The sequence below is a fragment of the Endozoicomonas sp. ALE010 genome, assembly GCF_049310165.1.
Lineage (GTDB): Bacteria > Pseudomonadota > Gammaproteobacteria > Pseudomonadales > Endozoicomonadaceae > Endozoicomonas.
In genome coordinates, this window is sequence record NZ_JBLYNV010000073.1 from 1 (window position 1) to 25,187 (window position 25,187).

At 49.3% G+C, this 25,187-nt stretch carries 20 protein-coding genes and 1 pseudogene; 13 read left to right on the forward strand and 8 right to left on the reverse strand.

The features are described 5' to 3' along the window. The coding region (locus ACO6UY_RS21265) for an Ig-like domain-containing protein (protein ID WP_422491147.1) at positions 1-1,971 on the forward strand (1,971 nt) is incomplete at its 5' end. 51 nt (positions 1,972-2,022) lie between these two features. Next, positions 2,023-3,372 carry a TolC family outer membrane protein gene (locus ACO6UY_RS21270; protein WP_422444650.1) on the forward strand — a complete coding sequence of 450 codons (1,350 nt, stop codon included), beginning with the start codon at positions 2,023-2,025 and terminating at the stop codon, positions 3,370-3,372. A gap of 36 nt (positions 3,373-3,408) precedes the next feature. Here the strand turns inward: ACO6UY_RS21270 and ACO6UY_RS21275 are convergent, their stop codons facing one another. Then, a complete protein-coding gene (locus ACO6UY_RS21275) occupies positions 3,409-3,906 on the reverse strand; it encodes a hypothetical protein (RefSeq protein WP_422444652.1) in 498 nt (165 codons plus the stop codon). Positions 3,907-3,979: 73 nt separating this feature from the next. Beyond that, a complete protein-coding gene (locus ACO6UY_RS21280) occupies positions 3,980-4,930 on the reverse strand; it encodes a LysR substrate-binding domain-containing protein (protein WP_422444654.1) in 951 nt (316 codons plus the stop codon). 540 nt (positions 4,931-5,470) lie between these two features. Here ACO6UY_RS21280 and deoC point away from each other — a divergent pair. The 4 genes from deoC to deoD all read left to right on the forward strand — a co-directional run bounded on the left by deoC (position 5,471) and on the right by deoD (position 10,108). Next, a complete protein-coding gene (gene deoC, locus ACO6UY_RS21285) occupies positions 5,471-6,265 on the forward strand; it encodes a deoxyribose-phosphate aldolase (protein ID WP_422444656.1) in 795 nt (264 codons plus the stop codon). A gap of 1 nt (position 6,266) precedes the next feature. Further along, a complete protein-coding gene (gene deoA / locus ACO6UY_RS21290) occupies positions 6,267-7,583 on the forward strand; it encodes a thymidine phosphorylase (RefSeq protein ID WP_422467571.1) in 1,317 nt (438 codons plus the stop codon). A gap of 324 nt (positions 7,584-7,907) precedes the next feature. Continuing rightward, complete coding sequence (locus ACO6UY_RS21295; RefSeq protein WP_422491149.1) at positions 7,908-9,143, forward strand: phosphopentomutase; 1,236 nt, start codon at positions 7,908-7,910, stop codon at positions 9,141-9,143. Positions 9,144-9,406: 263 nt separating this feature from the next. Continuing rightward, a complete protein-coding gene (gene deoD / locus ACO6UY_RS21300; protein ID WP_422491150.1) occupies positions 9,407-10,108 on the forward strand; it encodes a purine-nucleoside phosphorylase in 702 nt (233 codons plus the stop codon). 398 nt (positions 10,109-10,506) lie between these two features. On the opposite strand, the gene ACO6UY_RS21305 is transcribed toward deoD, so the two are convergent. The 4 genes from ACO6UY_RS21305 to ACO6UY_RS21320 form a co-directional block, all read right to left on the reverse strand. Further along, complete coding sequence (locus ACO6UY_RS21305; RefSeq protein ID WP_422491152.1) at positions 10,507-11,844, reverse strand: OprD family outer membrane porin; 1,338 nt, start codon at positions 11,842-11,844, stop codon at positions 10,507-10,509. Between the two features lie 176 nt (positions 11,845-12,020). Further along, the gene (locus ACO6UY_RS21310; protein ID WP_422491153.1) at positions 12,021-12,977 is read right to left on the reverse strand and encodes a hypothetical protein; all 957 of its coding nucleotides are present in this window, start codon (positions 12,975-12,977) and stop codon (positions 12,021-12,023) included. A gap of 183 nt (positions 12,978-13,160) precedes the next feature. After that, entirely contained in the window at positions 13,161-14,069 is a 909-nt protein-coding gene (locus ACO6UY_RS21315; protein WP_422491155.1) for an outer membrane protein OmpK, read from the reverse strand. Positions 14,070-14,220: 151 nt separating this feature from the next. Next, positions 14,221-14,961: a TrmB family transcriptional regulator gene (locus ACO6UY_RS21320; RefSeq protein ID WP_209278052.1), complete on the reverse strand. Its 741-nt coding sequence runs from the start codon at positions 14,959-14,961 to the stop codon at positions 14,221-14,223. Positions 14,962-15,245: 284 nt separating this feature from the next. On the opposite strand from ACO6UY_RS21320, the gene ACO6UY_RS21325 reads away from it, so the two are divergent. The 5 genes from ACO6UY_RS21325 (at position 15,246) to ACO6UY_RS21345 (ending at position 21,914) form a co-directional block, all read left to right on the forward strand. Further along, a complete protein-coding gene (locus tag ACO6UY_RS21325; protein WP_422463040.1) occupies positions 15,246-16,925 on the forward strand; it encodes an endonuclease/exonuclease/phosphatase family protein in 1,680 nt (559 codons plus the stop codon). 341 nt (positions 16,926-17,266) lie between these two features. Further along, entirely contained in the window at positions 17,267-18,643 is a 1,377-nt protein-coding gene (glmU, locus tag ACO6UY_RS21330; RefSeq protein WP_422444672.1) for a bifunctional UDP-N-acetylglucosamine diphosphorylase/glucosamine-1-phosphate N-acetyltransferase GlmU, read from the forward strand. Positions 18,644-18,731: 88 nt separating this feature from the next. Then, on the forward strand, positions 18,732-20,564 hold the full coding sequence (gene glmS, locus ACO6UY_RS21335; protein WP_422444674.1) for a glutamine--fructose-6-phosphate transaminase (isomerizing): 1,833 nt from the start codon (positions 18,732-18,734) through the stop codon (positions 20,562-20,564). A 334-nt stretch (positions 20,565-20,898) separates the two neighbouring features. Continuing rightward, on the forward strand, positions 20,899-21,054 hold the full coding sequence (locus tag ACO6UY_RS21340; protein ID WP_422444676.1) for an RHS repeat domain-containing protein: 156 nt from the start codon (positions 20,899-20,901) through the stop codon (positions 21,052-21,054). After that, positions 21,051-21,914, forward strand: a complete 864-nt coding sequence (locus ACO6UY_RS21345) for an RHS repeat-associated core domain-containing protein (RefSeq protein WP_422463038.1) — start codon at positions 21,051-21,053, stop codon at positions 21,912-21,914. The genes ACO6UY_RS21340 and ACO6UY_RS21345 overlap by 4 nt, the downstream gene beginning before the upstream one ends. Before the next feature lie 77 nt (positions 21,915-21,991). Here the strand turns inward: ACO6UY_RS21345 and ACO6UY_RS21350 are convergent, their stop codons facing one another. Further along, positions 21,992-22,168, reverse strand: a complete 177-nt coding sequence (locus ACO6UY_RS21350) for a hypothetical protein (protein WP_422444686.1) — start codon at positions 22,166-22,168, stop codon at positions 21,992-21,994. A gap of 184 nt (positions 22,169-22,352) precedes the next feature. Here ACO6UY_RS21350 and ACO6UY_RS21355 point away from each other — a divergent pair, with 184 nt between their 5' ends. Continuing rightward, positions 22,353-23,474 carry an ISAs1 family transposase gene (locus ACO6UY_RS21355; RefSeq protein ID WP_422463036.1) on the forward strand — a complete coding sequence of 374 codons (1,122 nt, stop codon included), beginning with the start codon at positions 22,353-22,355 and terminating at the stop codon, positions 23,472-23,474. A 188-nt stretch (positions 23,475-23,662) separates the two neighbouring features. Here ACO6UY_RS21355 and ACO6UY_RS21360 read toward each other — a convergent pair whose 3' ends face one another. Then, entirely contained in the window at positions 23,663-24,907 is a 1,245-nt protein-coding gene (locus tag ACO6UY_RS21360; RefSeq protein WP_422463034.1) for a transposase, read from the reverse strand. A 15-nt stretch (positions 24,908-24,922) separates the two neighbouring features. Here ACO6UY_RS21360 and ACO6UY_RS21365 point away from each other — a divergent pair. Beyond that, positions 24,923-25,187: pseudogene (locus ACO6UY_RS21365) on the forward strand (hypothetical protein); the annotation flags it as partial.

The window sequence follows — 25,187 nt, forward strand, 5'->3', positions numbered from 1 at the left end:
TGGGCGGACCTGGCCGACAGTGATGACGCTACTTACACCGCCGCAGCGGGCTACAAAAAAGTTGCCACGGCCAACGGGGTTGTGTTCATCAGGGAAGACGGCACCACGCAGTACCGTCACGATGGCAGTGAAACCACCGGAGACAGCTTCAAATACACCATCACCGATGGCACCAACAGCTCGGGCGAGGCGACGGTACAGATCGAGGTGACGCCGGTCAGTGATACAAGGCCGCAGGCGGTTGCCGACAGTATCACGGTGACTGAAGGTAGCACGGCCACGACCCTGGTGGGGGGCGCAACCAGCGTCAAGTCGAACGACACAGGCCTGACGGACACGCCGGTGAAGGTCAGCCTGGTGACGAACGTACAGCACGGTAGCCTGGTGCTGAACGAAGACGGCACCTTCAGTTACCAGCATGACGGCAGTGAGAACTTAGCCGACAGTTTCACCTACGAGATCACCGACAACGACGGGCAGACATCCCGAGCTACAGTACAGATTACTGTTGATACGATACCTGACGCTCCCAGTATTAATGCAAATACCAGAGGTACCAGCCTGTACACTGACTTTCAGGTTCCGGTTCCAGAGGTAGGGTATCGTATTGATGTCGAAGCTGACTCTTTAGGCTTTAAGACAGACAATGCAGGAGGTGATCTGGAAATTGGTAGAGAAGATTTTTATGGAGGAGAAAGTGATAAAAACCATGTTTTGGAGTTGAAAGCGGATCCCGGGGATAACAATATCTTTGTAGATATTGAATCTATATCTGGTGAAGTATTTCAGTTCACTTTCGACCATGCAGCACGTGAGGGCCAGGGTGGCTTTGAGTCCGCTATAGAAGTCTTGGTCTCTGATCTGGATTCAAACGGCAATGTCACTAAACAGACTACGATTACGACTATTACTCCGGGAAATCTCTTCGATCTTAAGACACACACCTTTTATTTTGTGGCTTCCGGTGAAAATACACGTTTCGAGATATTAGCTGCCGATCGTGACGAACGTGATACTACTGGCGTAATCCTCGACAATATCCGGGTTGAGACGGTCGGTTACCAAAAAATGCCCAGTATTCCGCTTAATATCACCGCAGAGAAAGCAAACGACAATGATATTCTGATTCTTACTGTTTCAGATATTCCTGTGGGCGTTACCCTAACGGATGGGACTCGTTCGTTCACTGCTACGGAAGATTCCACTTCCATCGATATTAGTGACTGGACTCTTGCCAATATGGAGTTAAAACCAGCACCCGATTTTGTTGGAAATGTGTCTCTGACCTTTACGGCGGTTGCGCAGGATCAAGATGGTGATACCAGTTCGGAAAGCGTGCTTGATCTTAACTACACTGTTTTTCCGGATGTTCTTCCAGAGAATCGTAAAACAGGTACTCAAAATGCTGAGACATTGGATGGTGGTGAAAACAACGACGTCATTAATGGCGTTGCTGGTAATGACACCATAAATGGCAAGGGCGGAAACGATATACTCAGTGGTGATGAGGGGACCGACACGATTAATGGTGGTGCAGGTAAGGACTTTATCGATGGGGGTGAAGGAAACGATACACTGGCTGGCGGTGATGGCTCTGATCTGTTTATTTTCAAAATTGCAGACTTGCTGGATGGAGAAACTGTGCAGATGGATACCATCACCGATTTTGTTTTGGGCGACCCCCTGAGCGAAAACAGTGATGCGGATGTTCTGGATCTTTCTGGTCTTGTTGATTTTGGTGTTAAGGAAATTGTTAATCCAGAGACTCTTCAGGCGAAGGGAATTTCTGCAACTTACCAAAACGGCAAGGCATTTATCGAGTTTACAGCAGATACCCTTGATGCTGACGGAGACAAACTCACCATTGTTTTTGACAACACCACGGGCTGGAATGACCTGAATGAGTCCGGCAGTATTGATGGCAATGATGTACTTCAACAGCTGATTAACAACGGCCAGCTGATTGTTTAAATACGCAATAAAACTAACCATAATTTGAAGTGGAAAAGGAGCGCAAAAAGGATGTTTCCGACGTTTTTAAAAGTATCGATATTGTCTGCCGCAGTGTTAACCGCCAATACCCGGGCAGATACCTTGCTGGATTCCATCAACCAGACGCTGGCGACCAATCCGGAAATTCTGATCCGCACTACCGAAGCGGATGCCCGTATGGATGAAATTACCCAGGCTAAGGCCGGGTATCTGCCCAGTGTGGATCTTACGGCCGGGATTGGGTATGAGAACAGCCGTAACAGCACAACCATAGGTGCTTTTAATGCGGGCGATGCTGACAGTAAAGACCAGGACAGAACCCGCCGGGATGCCTCCCTGATTGCACGTCAAATGTTGTTTGATGGTTTTGCGGTTGGCAGTGAGGTGGATCGTCAGAAGGCGAGGCAGGCGTCCGCAGCCCAGGAGGTGTGTTCGGTAGCCGGTAATACGGCACTGCAGGTGACCCAGGCCTATATCAATGTCATGCGTCAGCAGTCCATTGTTGAGCTGATGCAGGCCAATTCTGCTGAACATGAACGTGTCGTTGAACTGATTGAAAAACAGGGGCGCAAAGGCCGCAGCAATGAGGCTGATGTGGCTCAGGCCCAGAGTCGTCTGGTGCTGGCCAGGGCCAATGAGATCAGTGCCGAGTCTGTACTTCGTGATGTAAAAACACAATACCAGCGTCTGGTGGGTAATCTCCCGGCTTCTTATACGTTGCCTGAAGTGCCATCAGGTACACCGGTTTCTCTGGAGGCAGCGTTAAAGTTGGGCACAGAAATTCATCCGGTGATGAAATTGGCCAGCGCAGATGTGCAAGCGGCCGAAGCTCAATATGAAGCGAGTAAGAGTGCCTTTATGCCCCGCCTGGAGCTGGAGGTGGGGGCCAACTGGGATACCGATGCCAATGGTGGTAAAGGGGATACCTATAGTCATGTAGCTAAACTGAATATGACGTATAACCTCTACAACGGCGGTGGTGATAAGGCTCGCCGCAGCCAGACCACCAAACTGGTGAATGAGGCGATGGAAGTGCGCAACCGGGCTCGTCGTCAGGTGGAGGAAGAGATTCGTCTGGCCTGGGTGGCGATTGATTATGGATCCCGGCGTTTGCGGCCGCTGGAAGAGCATGTGGTTCAGGCGAGCAAATCCAGAGAGCTTTATGACAAGCAGTTCCTGATTGGTAACCGTACGCTCATTGATCTGCTGGACAGTCAGAGTGAGTACACATCTGCCCGGCAGAGTGAAATCAATGCCCGTTATGATCTGCTGTTTAACCAGTTCCGCCTGTTGAATAGCACGGGTTCGTTGTTGACGGCAATGGACGCCAGCCTGCCCGTTGAGAATGATTGTGGTGTGAAAGTGGTTGCGACACGTTAAGTCGATAGTCAAGGGGGCAAGTGCCCCCATTTGGATTTAACCTTCTCCTTTCAGCTTACGCCTGAGAATGTTGTAAATTTCCTGTTGGTCCCTGCTGTGGACAAACCGAAGTGCTTCTCTCAGAGTTGGCAGACTGCCGGCAATCATCGGACAGTCCAACAGCTTTTCAAGCTTTTCCATATGCTGGATATCCGGGCGTACCTGTTTGACCGGTGTCTCTTTAATCTCGGCAGAACCCATCACCAGCTCGGCAAGACTGATCTGATGCAACAGGCTTTTAATGCTGAGAAGCGCGAAAGCAAGGTGCAGACGTGAATGAGGGAATGGGTTATTGAAGCCGTAGCAGATCATCCGGCTGTACATCTCAATCTGCACCAGTGTGCTGTCATGGCAGCCCAGCGGGTTATCTATACTATCCATACTGTGCAGGCCAACCATATCCTGGCTCAGATCCTGTATGGTTAACTCCTGCTGACCGAAAAATGGCCTGATCGATTCCATGGCGGTACTCCCCTGCAAGTCAATGTCAGTCATTTATACCATTGATTTTGCAGCAGATTGTCTAACAACTCCGCCAGTATGACTGACTTTTTGCGGGTGGCACCATTCACGGGACGTGATAGCCCATTGGCATCTGTTCATCGTATTGCAGCCAGACTTTATTCAGCCATGCCTCAGAGCCCAGCCAGTCAAGCACCCACTTCAGGCCCTGCCCCATGTTTTCCTGGTTCCAGGCCAGCAGACAGCCGTCATTATAATGCAGGTCTGGCACTTCTTTGCGAACCAGCAAGCCTGCTTCGATATAGGGTCTGGCAAAGTGGTTGGGCAGAATAGTGGCCCCCAGTCCTCTTAGCAGGCATTCAATAGCGGCTCTGAAACTGGGTACCAGAAGCACCTGCTGGTTTTCCAGCAGCAGGTTGTAGCCATGACGGAAAAAGCGCGAGGTATCCTGGATACAGATGGAGCGGTGCCCCTGAAGCTCTGCCATGGAAAGAGGCTCTTGTTGATCCGCCAGGGGGTGGTCTGGCGCAACCACAAAGTCCCAGGTCATATTACCCATTGAGCGCCAGGCAAAACGATCCTGGTTGAGAATGGCTTCCGGGATATCCTGGGGGGCACCAATCACAATCTGACAGCGGCCATGAAACAGGGAGTCCCAGGAACCGTTATAGACTTCGGTGTTGATCACCAGCTCGGTTTCCGGTCGAACTTCCTGCAGATCATTGATCAGGTCGTAGACCTTGCCCTGATTGACCACGTTATCCAGGGCGATACGCAGCTCCTTCTCCCATCCGGTAGCCAGTTGTCGTGTACTGTTTTCAAGCTCCTCCAGGTCGGCAAGCAGTTTATCGGTATGTTCGATAAAGTGTACACCGGCGGGTGTCAATTCAACGCGTTTGCTATCACGCAGAAACAGCTGTACGCCCAGGCGGTCTTCCAGTTTCCGAACGGTATAGCTGATTGCCGAGGGCACTTTATGCAGATGCCTGGCGGCAGCTGTAAAGTTACGAAAATGGGCAACTGCCCGAACAATCTGTAGCGTTTCCGTTGGGATCATAGAAGGCGACAATGAGTTGAGTAAATAAGGCTGGCAATAATACCTGATCGGCGTTGTTTCTATTCAGATTTTTTCACTACTAATTAAAATAACAGAATGAGTATTCTGATTTTGTTGATATACCCTGATGTTGTCAGTCGATAGTATTTCTTCGTCGTCCATGACGATACTGGCGGGAACCAGTACAGCTGGCTGAAATAAGCGCGAACTATTATCGTTGCCTGTTCCAATAGGTCGATGCTTCAGCAATGGACGAATGAGGCTGCAGTATGCCCTGCAGACTCAGGTGGATGATCAGCAAAAACCCCTGTCTTGTTACAGGGGTTTTTTGTATCTGTCGAAAATACCAATCGACCTGTCTAACTCCGGCAAATATGAAATTGTTGTGCTAAAAGTCTATTCATAAAAGAAAATGGTTTAGATTACTGGTTGGTATACTATTGAATCAGGCTCCACTGGCTAATGAATGGAACTGAGGCTTCCCGTTCATTGCTACTCTCAACTACCCGTCAATGCCCATTTATCCAGAGGGGTTGCCCCATGACTGATCTTAATGCCCGTAGCCGTCAGGCTGTGCAATTGATGGATCTTACTTCCCTGAATGACGATGATACCCCGGAGAAAATCATTGCTCTGTGCCATCAGGCTCATACCGAAGCCGGAAACACGGCTGCTGTCTGTATCTACCCCCGTTTCATCCCTCTTGCCCGTAAAACACTGAACGCCCTCGGCCTGAACGACGTTGCTATTGCCACGGTCACCAACTTTCCTGCCGGTGATGATGATATTGAAATCGCTGTTGCAGAGACCAGGGCTGCGATTGCCTATGGTGCTGATGAAGTTGACGTGGTATTCCCATACCGGGCGCTGATGGCGGGCAACGAAGAAGTCGGTGCGGAGCTGGTTCGCCGCTGCAAAGATGTTTGCAGTGTTGACGACAGTGGCCAAAAACAGGTCCTGCTGAAAGTGATTATTGAAACCGGTGAGCTGAAGGACCCTGCCCTGATTCGTAAGGCCAGCGACATCGCCATTGCGGCCGGTGCTGATTTTATTAAAACCTCGACTGGCAAGGTGCCGGTCAATGCGACACCAGAATCTGCACGGATCATGCTGGAAGCCATCCGCGACAGTGGCAACACACAGGTTGGTTTCAAGCCTGCCGGTGGTATCAGAACCGCAGAAGACGCAGCATTACACCTGGACATGGCGGATGAAATTATGGGCGATGGCTGGGTAAACTCGCGTCACTACCGGTTTGGTACCAGCAGTCTGCTGGGGAATCTGTTGATTGCCCTGGGCCTGAAACAGGGTGAAGCCAGCAAAGAAGGGTACTGATATGTTTCTGCCACAGGAAGTTATTCGACGTAAGCGTGAAGGTGAGGCACTCAGCGAGCAGGAGATTCGCAGTTTCATTGCCGGTGTCACGGATAACTCGGTGTCGGAGGGCCAGATCGGTGCGCTGGCCATGGCCGTGTACTTTCAGGGGATGAATATTGATGAGCGAATTGCCCTGACCTGTGCCATGCGTGATTCCGGCGAGGTGATGGACTGGTCGTCAGATAATCTCCCGGGCCCCATACTGGATAAACATTCCACCGGCGGTGTTGGCGATGTGGTCAGCCTGATGCTTGGCCCCATGATAGCCGCCTGTGGTGGTTTTGTGCCGATGATTTCAGGCCGTGGCCTTGGGCATACCGGGGGCACGCTGGACAAACTGGACAGTATTCCCGGCTATACGACCAGTGCCTCAGAATTGCTGTTCCGGAAAGTGGTCAGGGAGACCGGTGTTGCGATTGTCGGCCAGACTGGCGAGTTGGCTCCTGCGGACAAACGGATTTATGGTGTTCGTGATGTGACGGCAACGGTTGAATCCATTGCCATGATTACCGCCTCCATTTTGTCGAAAAAACTGGCAGAAGGGCTGGATGCCCTGGTAATGGATGTCAAGGTAGGCAGCGGTGCCTTTATGCCAACCTTCGAGCAGTCGGTGGAACTGGCGCAGAGTATCGTTCAGGTAGCCAATGGGACCGGGGTGAAAACAACGGCATTGCTGACGGATATGAACCAGTGCCTTGCCTCTTCTGCCGGGAATGCGGTTGAGGTTCGTGAAGCCGTGCAATTCCTTACGGGTGAATATCGCAATGACCGCCTGCTGGAAATTACCATGGCACAATCCGCAGAGCTGCTGGTATCCGGGGGGCTTGCTGCCGGAATTGAGCAAGCCAGGGAAAAACTACAGGCCGTACTGGACAATGGTCAGGCGGCTGATGTCTTCGGCAGAATGGTGCACGGTCTTGGTGGTCCGTCGGACTTCGTTGAACGGTACAACAATTACCTGCCCACTGCGGCCATCGTTAAGCCCGTGTACATGGAGGCCGAGGGTTATCTTGCCGCCATGAATACCCGGGAAGTGGGCATGGCCGTGGTGCAGTTGGGCGGAGGTCGAAAAGTTGCTTCTGATACCATTGATTATGGAGTAGGCTTTACGGAAATTTGCCGACTGGGTGACAGGATTGATCCTTCACAGCCCATTGCCATGCTCCATGCCAGTTCAGAAGCATCATGGAACCAGGCGGCAGATATGCTTCGAGGTGCACTCAGTTTTGCTGAACAGGTGCCGCCAACCCATTCTCTGGTTTACCAACAGCTTTAAGCTGACAATGCACCTCCTAGGAGCCTGTCCGAGAATAGCGCCCGTCTAGGCGACCCCGTAGCGAGGATGGCAGAAAATTGAGGATAAAAATTTCGTTTTGTGAGGTGAATAGCGGGGCTATTTGCCGAGCAAAACGGAATTTTTAGACCAATTTGCTGCCACCGCACGACTGCATGGAGGCAGGAGCTAGAGCAACGCAGGAGCAGTTGCCGGTAGGGCAGTCTATTCTCGGACAGGCTCCTGGTCACGGGTTTGGAAACAAGCCGGAAGGTGCATTTTTATCAACAAATAGCGGTCATAACCATTGCAGGTCAGGAGTAGCGAATGAAACGTGCAATTATCCTTGTGATGGATTCATTCGGTATTGGAGCTACGGAAGACGCTGATAAATTTGGCGATGTTGGCTCCAATACAATTGGACATATTGCCCGGGCTTGTGCCGATGGCGAGGCAGATATTGGTCGACAAGGCCCGTTAACCCTTCCGGAGCTGTCCAGTCTTGGCCTGGTTCATGCGGCAAGGGACGCCTGTGGTGAGTTCCCCAAGGGGATGGTCAATGATATGCCGATTATCGGTGCTTATGGCTATGCCAAAGAACTCTCCAGTGGCAAGGACACACCCAGCGGCCATTGGGAAATGGCAGGTGTTCCGGTGCTGTTTGACTGGGGCTATTTTCTCGATGAGAAAAACAGTTTCCCGCAGGAACTGCTGGATGAGTTGATCGACAAAGCCGAACTTCCGGGGGTTCTGGGTAACTGTCATGCCTCGGGTACCAGCATTCTGGAAGCGCTGGGTGAAGAACACATGAAAACTGGCAAGCCGATTGTCTATACATCGGCCGATAGCGTCTTTCAGATTGCCTGCCATGAAGCAACGTTCGGCCTTGATCGTCTGCTTGACGTCTGCAAGATTGCCCGTGAGATTCTTGAACCATACAACATCGGACGTGTGATTGCCCGACCATTCATTGGTGATGATGCAGGGGACTTTCAGCGCACCGGCAACCGTCGGGACTTTTCTGTATTGCCCCCGGCACCCACGGTACTGGATAAGCTGGTAGCCAGTGGTGGCGAAGTGGTCAGTATTGGCAAGATTGCCGATATTTTTGCCAACCAGGGGATTACCAGAAAGGTCAAGGCAACGGGTATTCCAGCCCTGTTTGAAGCAACCCGTGAAGCATTGATTGAAGCGGGTGATCGCACCATTATCTTCACCAATTTTGTGGATTTTGACTCTTCGTTCGGGCACCGCCGGGATGTAGCCGGTTACGCCGGTGCACTGGAGCAGCTGGATGCCATGCTGCCGGACCTGTTTTATTATATGAACGACGATGATCTTCTGATTATCGCGGCAGACCATGGTTGTGACCCAACCTGGCCCGGAACGGATCATACCCGTGAACACATTCCTGTTCTGGCATTCAGTAAAAAGTTGATGCCATGTGCCCTGGGTCAGCGGGAAACCTTTGCTGATATCGGGCAGACACTGGCCAGCTATTTTGAGCTGGAGCCCATGGACTACGGCACATCGTTTCTGCCTGAGATCTTCAGGCAGGGCTAAGTTTGGCCATTGCCACTTAGTACATGGTTTCAATAAGTTTGACGGGTTGTCGTGCCTCTGCACTCCGTTCGTCCTGAGCCTGTCGAAAGGCGGAAACTCGGGACTCTGATAGATCGTGCCAAGCATCCTTCGACAAGCTCAGGATGAACGGAGATTGAGTTCAAAATGTCGAAATTATTTCGGGACAATTCCTTATCCGCGTCAAGGAAACCATCCCTGATGCACTTTGATCGTCGTGTTTTATCGAGAACGAGGATTTAACCGTGACACCTCATATTAATGCCAAGCCCGGTGCCTTTGCTGATGTCTGCCTGATGCCAGGGGATCCTTTGCGTGCCAAACATATTGCCGAAACGTTCCTGGAAAGTGCCGAACAGGTAACGGATGTGCGTAACATGCTGGGCTTTACCGGCACCTACCAGGGTGTCCGGGTGTCTGTTATGGGGTCTGGTATGGGCATTCCTTCGGCGTCTATTTACTACAAAGAGCTGATTACCGAGTACGGTGTTAAGAGTCTGATCCGCGTCGGTTCCTGTGGGGCTATTTCCAGGGACGTTCAGGTTCGCGACATTGTGATCGGTATGGGTGCCTGTACAGATTCCAAAGTAAATCGCATGCGTTTTCGGGATCACGACTTTTCGGCGATTGCCAATTATGGGCTGCTGGAAAATGCCGTGAATGCTGCCCGTGCCATGAACCTGCCGGTGAAAGTGGGCAACCTGTTCTCTGCGGATCTGTTCTACAATCCGGATGCAACCATGTTTGATACCATGGAGAAATACGGTGTACTGGGTGTCGAGATGGAAGCGGCTGGCCTGTACGGCGTTTGTGCTGAGTTTGGCGCACAGGGTTTGGCCATCTGTACCGTCAGTGACCATATCCGTACCGGAGAAGCACTGCCACCGGAAGACCGTCAGTTAACGTTCAATGAGATGATTGAAGTTGCGCTGAAGTCCCTGGTGTAATTTCAATGCGTTTGATAGGTAAACCTCCGCACACCTTGAGCGGAGTGAAAGGGTGGTTGCTTCAGTCTTTATTCAGTGGCTGTGCCTTCCCCCTTCGTTCCCATGCTCGGCAGGGACATGAGGGATTACTGATTGTCAACCCACTCTTGCTCTACAACCAGGTCCAGTATCCATCGTTTGCTGGAGGCGTCAGCTGGCGAGTTTGGAACATCACATTCATTGATAACTCCGGCAGGCTACCGATTTAAGACAAAAAATAACGATAATTATCGCTGATTATAGCGCCTGCCAGCTATCAAAAGAGTATCTGAAAACCCAAAATATTGAATTAAACCAGTAGATAAAAAAGCAGCTCAACAGAGCTGCCTGATAAAACGAATCAGATGGAGTATCACTGATCAGATAGTAAAGTTGTAGCTTAACCAGGCTCGCAGTTTTTCTGATTCATTCTGACCAGTAGCTTTACGGAATGCTTCATCATTCCTGTAATAGCCATATTCAAGTTTGAATTGCAGGTCTTTCATTCCCCACTGGGAAAAATTGTATTTCATGGTCAGGTCATGCTCGTGTTCGGCAACGTCATGTGCAGTACCATTCAGTTCTTTTGCCTTCATTCCTGATCCATAGAAGAAGTTGTAACCCAGTGATAAACCTTCAAGCCCAATATCACTGAAATCATATTCAGCCCCAATCAGCCAGGCTTTCTCTTTATTGAAGTTAAAGTCGGAAATGTTGGCGGAAGTGGGTACATCCCAGACACCGTGGGTGTTATCACCGAAGTTATAGTTGTAATGGCCTATAGTGTGATAACCATTAGAGTTAGATGCTGTGTTGGCTTTTGTATAATTGAAGGCTGCATTAAATGTCCATGGACCGCTATTGAGGGTTGCATTCAGATTTCCCAATTCTGCTTTGTTTTCAAATGAGCCATCCCGCTCACTTGCTCCCCAGAGGTCTCCATCCTGTTTGGCATAGAAGTACATACCACCAAGAGTCAGCTCGGAACCATCATAAAGGGGCATTTTTAACCAGACATTACCGTTATGAGCCGTTAAATAGTTATCTGCAAGACCATTACGGTATTGGAGTTCAAGGCTGTTCTGGTTGGCTAATTCAAAGGTGTAGCCCAGCTGCATGCCCATTACCCAGTCAATTTTATTACCGTCTTCATTCACAATAGGGTGAAAGCCTGACTGAGTTCTTCCGGAAACTTCATTTAACCAGGCAATCTTGCCTTTGAAACCGTCCATTGCAACACTGGCATCCACTCCCTGCCAGGCACTGGGAACCGAACGAGAACCTGAGATGGTGACGAGACCGGTTTCAAGCAGCTGACGACCAATTTTGACATCGGCAGACAGGCCTTCATAGCTGTCAGGCAGTTTGAAATCCACCCATATCTGACCGATTTTACCAAAGCCTTCGTTATTAGCATTCAACAGGTTGCTGGAGGTGGCATTACCATGCTTCATATCCAATTTGGCAACCCGGTAGGCCGAGCCTCCAACACTGACAACGTCAGCAAGGTAGCCGGTCTCTGCATTAAGCCATACAGCACCTGTCCATGCACCTTTGGTTATATTGTCAGTGGTATTCTCATCATCGAAAAATACACTCTGTACTTTGCCATCGATTTTGGCATCACTGATAAATGAATCATAACTGTCACTGGCTATAACAGGCACACTGAAAAGAGCAACAGCATAAGATAATAAATAGGGTTTTAAACGGGTCAAAATAGATACCTGCTTAATCAATGATTGTGATTGAGTAGAGCAAGTATAGATGCTTTATCAGAAGCTGAGAGAAATTAACCGATAGAATAAGATAATGGTGTTTGATTCAGCGAATGTAAAAAAATATTTTATTACTATGGTCTCATTAATAACCATGTCTAAATTAAATGATGTACTCAATAGCCAGGTCTTGATTCTAATTGGCTAATAAGATTGATTTTTAATGAGTTTATTTTCTTTAACTCCCCATTACGAAATTCCAGATCAATTCTTTTAATGGCCGAGCAGCATTCAGATGCATTTAAAGATGTACCGGTTTCATTCCTATGGTAAGACTCATGGTGGGGTAGGGCACTATTACCTACCAGCAGGTCAATGCCTTCCATTTTGGCTACCGGAAATATTGGCTTGCTGCCAGATTTGATCAGTTTTGGGTAATGGATGGCATGAGTGGCAACAATTACGATGTCTGCCTGTCTTCTCAGATAGGGTATCAGCTCTGACGTTGCCAGTGCCGGATCAATCAGTTCAATACCCCGGCGGTACTCTGAAATGACATCATTAACAGCGCCCGGCCTGGTAATCCCCATAACGGCAATGCGCAGCCCATCGAAGTCAAACAGGGCGTAAGCATCAAACACGGGGCGGCCTGTTTCAGATTCATAAAGGTTGGCGGACAAAAAAGGAAAGTCAGCAGCGGCTTCCTGATTGCGAATATTGTTCAGCGGCTCATCAAATAATAATGGGCTCACCGCCATGGCGTTATAGCCCAGCTGGTTCAGTTGTTTCAGGTTCAGGATGTCATCATTGGTGCTGAGTTCTCCTCCGGAGAGTAACAATAATTTCCCGCCATCGGCTTCTACTTCTTTGCGTATTTTATTGATCAGCTCTTGGCGTTGAATCAGTTGATCACCGCTGTTTGACTTTCCATTGTCATATTCGTGGGAAAGCTCACTGGTGTTAAGAATGGTCAGCTTGTAAGTTTTGTCATAAATGTAACCGGGTTTCTGGTTTTCCTGTGAGACCCAGAAATAAGCCAATGCAACAAGCACAGAAGCTAATAAGGCATTGATGATCAGTTTCGGCCAGGATTTATGCTGCGTAACTGCTGTGCACGCCGGTTTTGACTGCATAAAGATGACTTCCGGGAAGAGTTGTCTCCAATATAACATCTGTTCTCTGGTACTTGTGTCTTTATGAGTTAATTATCCTGCAAGTATTCTGTAAGCAATGAATTATCGATTTGAATAGGTATTCTACAAGGCTGGCATCCTTGCCGGGTAAACTGAAAGGAACAGAATTGTCAGCAATAGTTATTAAAATTTATAGCTGATCGCAAAGAAATGGCTGGTGCCGCTTGCTTTGGTTTTGGCTCCAAATGCGTTACCTCCATCTTTTATCAGGTAAACATTTGAATACAGTTTTAAACCATAACCCAGTGCAAACTTGTCATAGTGCCAGTAAAGACCATTGAACATTGCCCCACCACTGGTTGCATGATCCTTGTCAGGATTTTTACTGTTGGGATAGAGAGTCTTGTTCTGTTTACCTCCAAACTGATAATCAAGGTATCCCTGGTAACTGATAAATGAGCCGTTCTGAAAGGTATAAAATGGCGTAAACCAGTTAGTAGACACCTGGTAGCCATTCCACTCTTTTCGGTTAAGATCATAAAATCCATACAGGTTGAGCCCCATCTTGCCAAACCAGGGAACCTGTAGGTCGGAGCCAATACCCCAGAATGAGCTGTTAGCATCTTCTCCCGGAATGTTTTTTTTGCTGACAGGGTCGAAGTTAGCGCCACCACCGCCACCCCAGTTAAAAAGGGTAGCCAGGTAAACATCTGTCACCGGCCCCCAGGGCAAGTTATTAAACAACCCTGCCAGTGATAACCGTGGGGCAAACTTCATGAACATTTTGGGTTTGTCTTTCTTATCACTGTTATTCCGGTTGGTCAGATTAAAGGCATCCACATACCCATACAGATCAAGAATGCCTGAACGCCCGCCAAACTCCAGCTCCAGATAGTCATGCCCATCATTGGCTTCATCTTCTCTTCGAGGTAGCTCTTTGTAGGCATACATCAGGTTCAGATTCATCCACTTGAAGTCATTACTGAGGGGCGTTCCATCGTTATGGTCTGTGGCCAGGGCGGTGGGAGTAAGTAGGGGAACAAGAGCGGCGACACAGATCAGCCACCATAATTTCAGGCAGTAGCTTTTCACAATCAGACTCCGTTTCAGACTCAACAGTGAGCAGTGACATTGAAGAGGGAAGCCTGTGAAACCTCCTGGTAACACAGGCCCGATGTGTGACAAGTATAGAAAAGATTTTGATGAATTCTTGCCAGCTGCCCGATCAATCCAGAGTGGCCAATTAAAGCGTACTCCACAGTGTCTCGAAGATAATTTGCTGAGCTGCGGCAATTTCCGGTGAGTCCAGCACGACAGCGACCGGGTAATTTCTGGAACCCAGGGAAATCATCGCAACTTTTGGCGGATATATCGCAATATAGCTGGCATCCATGCGCCCTTTGGCATCAATCCACTTGCGCTCAGACAGTCCGGCATCTTCCCCGCCTTCACCAATGGCAATCACCCGCACCTTGATATTCTTACGGATACGCTGCTGTGTGTAGTTGGGAAACGGGCGGTACAGGTGCTGGCGAATCAATTTGGAGGAAAAGACACTGTATTCCCGGTCTTGTTGCCGGGCTACCGTATTGAGAATGTCTTTGAGTACAAACTCAATGCCACTGTCTCCTTCGTAGAAGCGGACATTCCCTGCACTGAAATCCGGCTTGAGATGGTTCAGTTGCGGGATCAGCCTGAGCTTCATCTCTTCAATGGTAGTGTCCAGAGACTGTCGTTTTTCCTCCGCCAGCTCCAGCAGCTTTTCCGGAGGTTCAGCCGAGAAGATACGACGCTTACCTTTCGGGAAGTAACTGACAACACCTTTGCCAGCGAGGTCTTTCAGGGTTTCGTAGGTGGTGCCACGATTGATGCCGGTTTGCGCAGCAATATCCCGGATGGATGCTGAGCCAAGTTTTAAAAGGGCCAGATAAGTACTGACTTCCCGTTGGCTAAGACCAAGATTTTCCAGAGTATCAAGATTCATAGCACGGGTATCGGGTTAATGTGGTCGGAGTCATAAACAGTGCCTGTCAGAAAACCCGCATTTTCACCAAGGGCAGGAGGATTGGCAACCAGCCCGGCACGCCAAAGGTTTCTGACCTTGGGCAAGAATAGCCTTCTTACTGTTTCTTGCTGAAAAAATATCCGGGAATCGTATTTTTTCGATGGTGCAGGCAGTTTGGAGGCAAAACGGTGCGACAGTCTTTTAAGTGGCGAGCGTAATTGTCGATGGCTGATATAAGCAGCAGACAAACCCGTGGAGATTTCATGCCTGAAGTCCGGCCAGCGCAAGCTCAGACCGATTATGTTTCCAGAGATAATCACTATGTTTATTCTCACAACCGCTTTGGCCGTGGTTGCCATTACCTTGGCCGGTTTCTGTCCCGACCGGTTTCTCTGGTTGCCGATTCGGCAACCAGGCTGTTTGCCCATGACCAACCCGGCAAAAGCAGCCCGTCTTCCGAGGGTGAAAAACAGACGAAAAATGTACCACTGTGGGCCAGGAAAGTAGCCCGGGTGACTGCCGTCACCTTATTTCTGGTGCCTTCATTGGCATTGGGAATCCTGGGGTTCTCCCTGCGCATGATTGGCAACCTGTTCAGGAAGGACATTTCCCTGATTCAGTCTTCTGTGCCACCTGCCGTCTATTATCCTGAGCAGGGTCTGCATTTGATGACCTACAACACTGGTCTGATGCCGTCGTTTATCCGTAATCTCAACGACCTGCGCTCATCACAGCAGCGCAGTGGGGAGATTGCCGCAGCATTAACCTGCAATCCCGACACTATGCCGGATGTTGTCTGCTTCCAGGAGATGTTTGACCAGCAGGCGGCGAAGCGACTCTGCCAGGATCTCAGTGGCCACTACCATCATATTGTGCACAGTGTTGCCCCCCGGGAAACCGGGTTGAACAGTGGTCTGGCCATTGCCAGCAAATATTCCGTACAGGAGGTGTCATTCCGGCCTTTCTCTGATCTGGCCGCAGAAGACCAGCTGGCCAATAAAGGGCTGCTGCGCATCGTACTGGATCTCGGTAACGATAAAACGGCCGTGGTTTACAATACCCACCTTCAGGCTAAGGACGGTCAAACCTATGATGCGATCCGCGTTGGCGAGTTGAGGCAGATCAGACGGTGGGTTGAGGCGGATAGCGATAACGACAGGCGGAATAACAGACACCATCATGGCATCTTCCTGATGGGAGACCTGAACATTGCCCGGTCAGATGAGCAGGGGAGGGTCATTAAAAACGAACAGTATCAACAGGGCAGGAAAGCACTGGGGGAAAAATTTACTGACAGTTACTACGAGACCCATGATGAAGAAAATGATACCCGGCTGGTTGAGCGCAGCGAGTCATTTTTTGTCAATAGCGACCAGGCAGCCATCAAGACGGCAGATCGTCGGGAGCCGGATGGGTCATGGTATCTCGGAGCCGGAAACAAAGTGCGTTACCCGTGGGGCAGCAAACGCTGGAAAGCACATCCCCAGGTGGCAAGCCACTGTATTTATGACCGCCAGCTGGTCTACAGGGACATTGAAAAAAAATGGGCATCCCATACCGAAATACGGCAACTGGGGCTGGATGTTGCTGATGATCTGGAAAGCGGGTTATCTGACCATTTGCCGGTTTCTGTTATCTACCGGGAAGCGGAAGGTTTTTCTGCGGCCATTGCCCGCCTGAAGCCGGAGAATTTTACCACCCGAGAGGTCAGGGATCTGGTGAAGCAATTGAAGTTTGACTATGGTCGCCTGATCAGTGATCAGACCGGTGAGCATACAATTGACGAAGAGTTCTCAGGCGTCAATCCCCTGTGCAGAATTGCTGAATGCAGGACTTATTATAAAAGACAACCAGTGATTGTGAATGAGCTTGACCGGCTGGAAAAAGTGGTCAGGCAAAGTATGAATCCTGTTTCCGGAATACCCAGGTCAAACATCGGGTAAACCGTGCTGTCGGTACTGCTGTTGCTTGCGCTGTTGTCAATTATTTTATGACATAAAGGGTTGTCTTTTTACGCACTGTGATTAACCTACTGAAGTGAAGTAGATTTTCGAGCATTCAGGAGTCAGTGGTTGGATAACTGTGACAGTTATTCCAATGACTCCAATCGTTCAATATTCCTGACATTTCAGAAAAACATAATTTCTGTTCTGGTATTTTTCTCCCAAAAAACACTCCGATTTATCAGGCTTGATACCTGAAAGTGCTTTTGTTTTTACGTTACCAGACGAAACAGTTATAAAGCAGATGCTCCCGTTGGGGCACTTTGTCGACCGAGGCTACCATGAGAGCTGATATCGTTATTCTTGCTGCCGGGCAGGGCAGCCGCATGAAATCCAAACTGCCAAAGGTGCTGCATCGTATCGCTGGCAAGCCCATGCTGGAGCATGTGATCCTCAGTGCCCTGCACACGCAGAGAAAAGTCGGTGACGGCAAGATTCATGTGGTGATTGGTCACGGCGCAGAGCAGGTAAAACAGGCACTGGGCCACTACGATCTTAACTGGGTGGTACAGGAAGAGCAGTTGGGTACCGGCCATGCTGTGCAGCAGGCACTGCCGGGCTGCAAAGGTGCCGATGTGGTGCTGGTGCTCTATGGCGACGTTCCCCTGATTCACTCCTCTTCCCTGCAGTCTCTGCTGGCGGCCAGTAACGGTGAGCGCCTCGGCCTGCTGACCATTAACCTGGCCAACCCTTCCGGTTATGGCCGGATTATCCGCGATGGTTTTGGCAATATTCAGGCCATTGTTGAGGATAAGGACGCCAGCCCGGAGCAGCTGGCCATCAATGAAGTGAATACGGGCATCATGGCCATTCCCGGCAATAAGGTCAGTGGCTGGGTTAATGGCCTGAAAAATGAAAATGCCCAGCATGAGTTCTATCTCACCGATATTGTCTCGATGGCCGTGACCGAAGATACCCCGGTCATTCACGTTCAGCCGCAGCTCCCAATTGAAGTGGAAGGTGTTAACAGTCGTGTCCAGCTGATGGAGCTGGAACGTGCCCGGCAACAGCAGCTGGCCAATAACCTGATGGTGAATGGTGTCACGATCATTGACCCACATCGTCTGGATATTCGTGGCGACGTCAAGACTGGCCATGACATTACCCTGGACATCAATGTGGTTCTCGAAGGCAAGGTTGAGCTGGCGGATAACGTTTATATCGAACCCGGTTGTGTGATTCGCAACTCTGTTATCGGGGAAGGTGCCATTATCAAGGCACACTCCATTCTTGAAGATGCGGTTGTCGCTGCCGGGTGTGAGGTTGGCCCGTTTGCCCGATTGAGGCCAGGCACCGAACTTAAGGAAAAAGCCCGGGTCGGCAACTTTGTGGAAATCAAGAAAACCGTGATTGGCAAAGGCAGCAAGGTCAATCACCTCAGCTATGTGGGCGACGCTGAAGTTGGCGATGAGGTGAATGTTGGTGCTGGCACCATTACCTGCAATTACGACGGTGTCAATAAATTCAGGACGGTGATTGGCGATGGCGCTTTTATCGGCAGCAACAGTTCGCTGGTGGCTCCTGTGACCATTGGGCGTGGTGCAACCGCCGGTGCTGGTTCCACCATTACCAAAGATATTCCCGATGATCAGTTGGCCGTGGCACGTGGCAAGCAGCGCAATATCGAAGGCTGGCAGCGCCCGGTAAAGAAAGACTGAGATTTACAGGAAGGGGGAGATGACTCTCAGGTCATCCACTCCCTGATGATTTTTGCAACCTTTATGATGACCCAGGGGATCGACAACTATGTGTGGGATTGTTGGTGCTGTAGCGCAAAGAGATGTAGCAGATATTCTGCTGGAAGGGCTTCGTCGTCTGGAATACCGGGGCTATGACTCAGCAGGTGTCGCTATTATTAACGACAATGGCGAACTTCACAGAGAAAGGCGTACCGGCAAGGTATCTGAGCTGGCCGAAGCAGTTTCCCTGAACCCGCTTCGGGGCGGCACCGGTATTGCCCATACCCGCTGGGCCACCCATGGTGCACCCAGTGAGCGTAACGCCCATCCTCACGTATCAGAAGATCATATTGCCGTTGTTCATAATGGCATTATTGAAAACCATGAAGCATTAAGAGTGTTTCTGCAGGGCGAAGGCTATGTCTTTACCTCGGATACCGATACGGAAGTTATTGCCCATCTGGTCAGCCTGGAACTCAAGGGTAGTGACTCCCTGCTCGACGCCGTGCAGAAAGCGGTAGCCAGGCTGGAAGGTGCCTATGGCATGGTGGTGATGGACTGCAACGACAATGAACGTCTTGTGGTCGCTCGCTCCGGCAGCCCACTGGTAATTGGGGTCGGTATTGGCGAACACTTTATCGCCTCCGACCAGCTGGCACTGTTCCCGGTGACCCGCCGATTCATGTTCCTGGAAGAAGGCGATGTAGCGGAAGTGACCCGCAACGGGGTGACGATTCTGGATGCTGCTGGCAACCCTGTTGAGCGAGATGCCCGGGACAGCGACATTGAACATGATGCTGGTGATAAAGGCCCTTATCGCCACTACATGCTGAAAGAGATCCACGAGCAGCCGGAAGCCATCGCCAATACCCTGGAAGGTCGACTGGGCGAGCATCAGCTGAATCTCGATATCCTGGGCAAAGAAGGTCAGGAGATCCTCAATAAAACCCGTGCCGTGCAAATCGTTGCCTGCGGTACCAGTTACCATGCCGGTATGGTGGCTCGCTACTGGTTTGAAGAGCTGGCGGGTATTCCCTGTCGTGTTGAGATTGCCTCTGAGTTCCGCTACCGGAAATTCTTTGTGCCGGAGGATTGCCTGTTTGTTACCATCTCCCAGTCCGGTGAGACCGCCGATACGCTGGCGGCATTGAAACTGGCAAAAGAACTGGGCTATATGGCCTCACTGAGCATTTGTAATGTGCCGGGCTCTTCCATGGTGCGGGAATCGGATATCGCCATGATGACCCGGGCCGGTGCAGAAATTGGCGTGGCATCCACCAAGGCATTTACCACCCAGTTAACGGCACTGCTGATGCTGGTGACGGCCATTGGCCGACATACGGGAATGACCCCGGAACAGGAATCCAATGTTGTTTCAGCGTTACGGAATCTGCCACACATCCTGAAGAGTACCCTGGCCCTGAGTGATGATATTGAAGCCATGGCGGAAGCCTTTGCCGATAAGCATCACAGTCTGTTCCTGGGCCGTGGTACCCAGTACCCCATCGCCATGGAAGGGGCTCTGAAGCTTAAAGAGATTTCCTATATCCATGCCGAAGCTTATGCGGCGGGTGAACTGAAGCATGGCCCACTGGCACTGATCGATAACGATATGCCGGTAATTGTGGTGGCACCGAACAACGACCTGCTGGAAAAACTGAAATCCAATATGGAAGAGGTGCGGGCAAGAGGCGGACAGCTGTTTGTCTTTGCGGATAAACAGGCCAACCTGACCGAGACCGAAGGTGTCCGGGTTCTGCCAGTGGACGAGGTGCCGGAAGTGGTTGCCCCGATTCTTTACACCATTCCCCTGCAGCTGCTCTCTTATTATGTGGCGATTATCAAGGGTACCGATGTTGATCAGCCGCGCAACCTGGCCAAAAGTGTGACGGTTGAATAATTCGGGTATTTGGTGGCAGTAATGTTGTAGGTTGACACTATAGTTTGATAAAAAAACAGGCCGAAATTTACACAGAAGGCGGATAAACAAAAGGCTACAGCCAGAATTATCAAGCTTTAAGGTAACTGATCAAACTATTTTGTACTCCGACAACTGCTGACACAGGGTGGAAAGAAATAGAGCAGCCTGTGTAGCGCTGCTGGCTTCTATGTTAATCATGGGAGCCCCTATTCCTCCTCAATAGCGCTAAATAATAGTCCTTAAATAACTTCAACCTTTCTTTGGTTCCACTCTTTTCGTCCTGAGTTTTGAGCTTGTCTAAGTATCGAAGGGTGTGAACTCAGTACTCTCGCAATGTGCCTGGCACCCCTACCGGGCTAATAACCTGCTGACCAGCAGCTCCGACCCGCGAGGCATTGAAACTACTTACCAGCATGATACCGCCAAACGGCTGCTCCAGGTGGATGCACAAGGTAAAGTCATCCGTTGAGCAAAACCAATGGTCGTACCAGCCGTTGGGATTACGATGCCGCAGGCCAGCTGACCCGCCAGAACTACACCGATGTGGCCGGTATCGATTACGGCTACGAATACGACAGTAACAATGCACTGGTCAAACAGTATCGTTATGCCCTTGGTTTTGCACCATTGCAGTACAAAACAACGAATGGTGTGTATGATGTGCATGCAGATCAGCTATCAACGCCAAGAGCCATGGCGGATCAGGCTGGCAGCACTGTCTGGGCAACCAACCTCTCGCCGTATGGTGTTGCGGATATCACCAGAGGTGAAAGCCTTGGGTTTAATATTCGCTTCCCCGGGCAGTATGCGGATGGTGAGAGTGGGTTGTATTACAACCGGTTCAGGGATTATGCGTCGGGAACTGGGCGGTATTTTCAGAGTGATCCGATTGGGCTTCGCGGGGGGCTGAATGCATACGTGTATGCAGGTGGAAACCCTGTTATGTATATTGATCCCACAGGGGAAATTGGATTACCTGGTGCCGCTATTGGTGGAATGATAGGTGGTGTCTCAGCTTTCACTGGCGCATTAGCAACTGGATCGAGTATTACTGATGCTCTAATTGCAGGCAGTTTGGGGGCTGCTGCTGGCGCAGCAACGGGGCTCTTCGGTGGAGTAGGTATTGGTACGTCTGCTTTTATTGGTGGTGGAACCAACCTCCTAGGTCAGGTTATTGGAAATAATATCGATAAAGACCCTTGTAATAATACCAACATAAATTTGGGGGCTGTTGTAGGTTCTGCAATTGGTGGCGTATGGGCTGCTGGTATTACTCGAGGTGCAGGTGCCTTATCAGGTGCAGTTATTGGATGGGGGCCATCAACCTAAATTAAGCAGTTGATCACCTCTGAGCCATGCCCGCAGGGATAGCTTTTGAACCTCTCAACTGAACTCTATACCAGCATTTACCCCGAGCTGATTAATGGTTGATCTGCAATAACCTGACCATTTTTCAAAAATTTTGAGGTCGCTTTCGTTAGAATGCGAAACCAGGGCTGAAATGAACTCAACTGCGGTGCAATACTTTTAATTGAATCAAGAAAATCACACAGCTGGCTTTGTAATTCAGCAATTTTATTCATCAAACGATGATGGCTTGTCAATTTTATTTTCTTTTGATTACCTGATTCGGTGAGCTTTCCAGGGCTTACGCGCCTGTATTCTCATTCTCAATTAGATTGCTATTTTCCACCAAAAGTTAGCTATTAGTACTATGCAAAGGATTGAGCAGACCTGTAGTAGAATTCAGTAATTTAACGACAACTGATGCTCAAGCCTGCTCCCCTTATCACCTTTATGGTTGATGTAGAAGATTCCCGCAAGAACCCCAACCGGTGTGAACACAAGTTGATAGACATTCTGATGATAGCTCTTTGTTGCATCATGAGTAATGGTGAATCCTGGGAGGATATGGAGTCTTATGGGAAGAAAAAGTTCGGATGGCTCAAGACTTTTTTAGCGCTACCTAACGGTATTCCTTCGCACGACACCTTTTATCGCGTGTTTACTCATCTCAACACAGCATCATTCCAGAAATGCTTTCTACGCTGGATAAAGTCTGCATTCCCAGATGCGTTACCAGAAGGCGAATATACCGATATTATTCCCATTGATGGTAAATCGATTAAAGGTTCCCGAGGCAAAGGAAAGGGTAAGCGCGCTGTACATATGGTTAGTGCCTGGAGCCATCGGCTTGGATTAGTGTTAGGACAACAAAAAGTAGACTCCAAATCGAATGAGATTACCGCAGTTCCTACACTCATGGAGGCTCTTGACATGCAAGGAGCCCTTATCACTGCTGATGCAATGAGTTGCCAAAAAAGCATTGCATCGACGTGTATCGAACAAGGGGCTGACTATCTTCTGGCTGTAAAGGGCAATCAGGAAACCTTGCAGAAGGATATTCAGGAAGCAGTTGAGAAGCATTGGGAGCTAAACCCTAAAGATGAACTATCAGATGTCTTTGCTGAACAGGAAAATAAAGGCCATGGGCACCATGAGTACCGCTGCTGCTGGGTCTTTACTGATTTGAACCTTCTATCAACACATGCAGAATGGCAGGGCATCAAGCAGTTCGGAGTTGTTCAGGCAGACAGGACCATCAATAACAAGGTGACAACGGCTTTACGCTTTTATATCAGCAGTAAATCCATGTCTGCGCATGAAATGCTCAATGCAACCCGGATCCACTGGGAAGTCGAAAATAAGCTTCATTGGGTGCTGGACGTCTCCTTTAATGAAGATGCCTGTCAAACCAAACATGAAAATGGAGCTGAAAACTTATCGACTCTGCGTCGTCTGGCACTCAATATTTTTAAGATGGATCGTGTGGGAAAGGGCAGTATTCGACGCAGGCGCAATGATTGCGCTTGGGATGACTCTACCTGACTGAACTACTTGAACAGTTCATCTTCACTTCTGTTAATCATGGATGTTGATAGTAAATATTGTGCATTTTATGCTCGAGTGAATGAGTTAATGAGAACCATTCTCTTCATGCGTAAGCCCTGGTGAGCTTTCCAATTGAACTCATTAATAATGGACGACTGGTAATAGATTCCTTGTGGGATTCAGGATTACTTAAACGAACATAAAGCGTCCACCAGTTGTATATTAAAGCTACCATTCTCGCTAGCATGCGACATCACGTATCCGCCCCAGCCCCATTGGTTTTTTATTTCATCAAAATTATTTTCACAGTCAGCCCTGTTTCGATAATGGTTAATAATGGAGACAACATCATTATCAAGTGAAGTGACAAGTACTGAGTACTCATAGGCTTTTATATTGTCCGGTTCTTCAATTAAAGCCAGTGTTGTTTGACGCTCTTTTAATTCTTTTTCCAGGACCAGCATTTCGTTTTCAGGACGACGTCTGCGTACAATAATAATACGCCGTTCTTTTTTCCATCCTGATAATTTAATAACCGATTCCTTGCCTTCCCAGTGCTTATCATATTTTGTCCAGCCTCCGCTGCAGTGCGCTTGGCATATGGCTTTCTTGACGTTGTCATGCTTTTTAACTTTAAAAAGATAATGACAGCCCGCGCTTTCCAATTCACACATCACTCGATCATTTCCCCAATCACAATCGCCACGAACAAATTCAGGCCAGCAACATTTTGGCAAACGATTTAATAACGCCATTAATCCTGGCAATGAGTATTTACTATGACTTTCATTACCCGGCCTGACTTCAACTTCGAGTATCAATTTTAAGTTGGCCATCATGTAGGAGTGGTAGGTGTGGGATGGCCTTCCTTTTTTATATGGGTTGTAACCATTCTCTGCACCTTCCTGATTTCCATAGATGGTTTTTACAGTCACATCGACATCCATAATCCATGGAATGGTTAACAGTGGATCAAAGCAGAGGTGCAGATGTTTTTGCATCCATTCAACGCCTTGCTGCTCATCAATTTTCTTCAAACCACGTCTGGCGGAATCGTCACTGACAATTTTTTTCATGCCAAGAAGCTGTGCATTAACGTTGTCGCCAATAATGGTTCCAATGTGTGCGTATCGTTTATGGCCGGAAAGTATGGAGAGCATTATTGACCCGAGCACATCAACTTTTTGAGGTGCATTGGGGCTTTTATAGGTCAATGGGCAATCATTGACCCAGGGTTCAAATCGATGGCCCGTTTTTAAAAATTGGATAAAAAAAGCCAATTGCCCCATTGGAGTGACCGAAGCTTCCGGTTCCCACTCAACATGAATTTTTCCATCGAAAGAATCGACTTCGAGCGTGACCGACAAGGGGTCTTTTTTCATTTCTGACAGCTCACCCTTTGGGTGAGCGGGTTTTGGTGGACGAACCATCTGTGAGCCCTCGGTATGACTGAGGGTAAGAGTTTAGCTGATGGTTTAACCGCTGAATTTAGGGTTATTAGTCTGGTTCGTGACCGGGGTGAGACGGCTATTCTGCTGGTTGAGCCGTTCTTTGAGTTTGCCAGGCGGATACTGGACCAAGGCGAGGTTGCCCTGGCAGGAACCGGCGACGCCATGGATCAGGGCGGTAGCATGAGGTGCACATATGTACTATTAACATACCTCCGGTATAGCCAGAGGTACGACAATGGCCAACTACACACCAATGGTC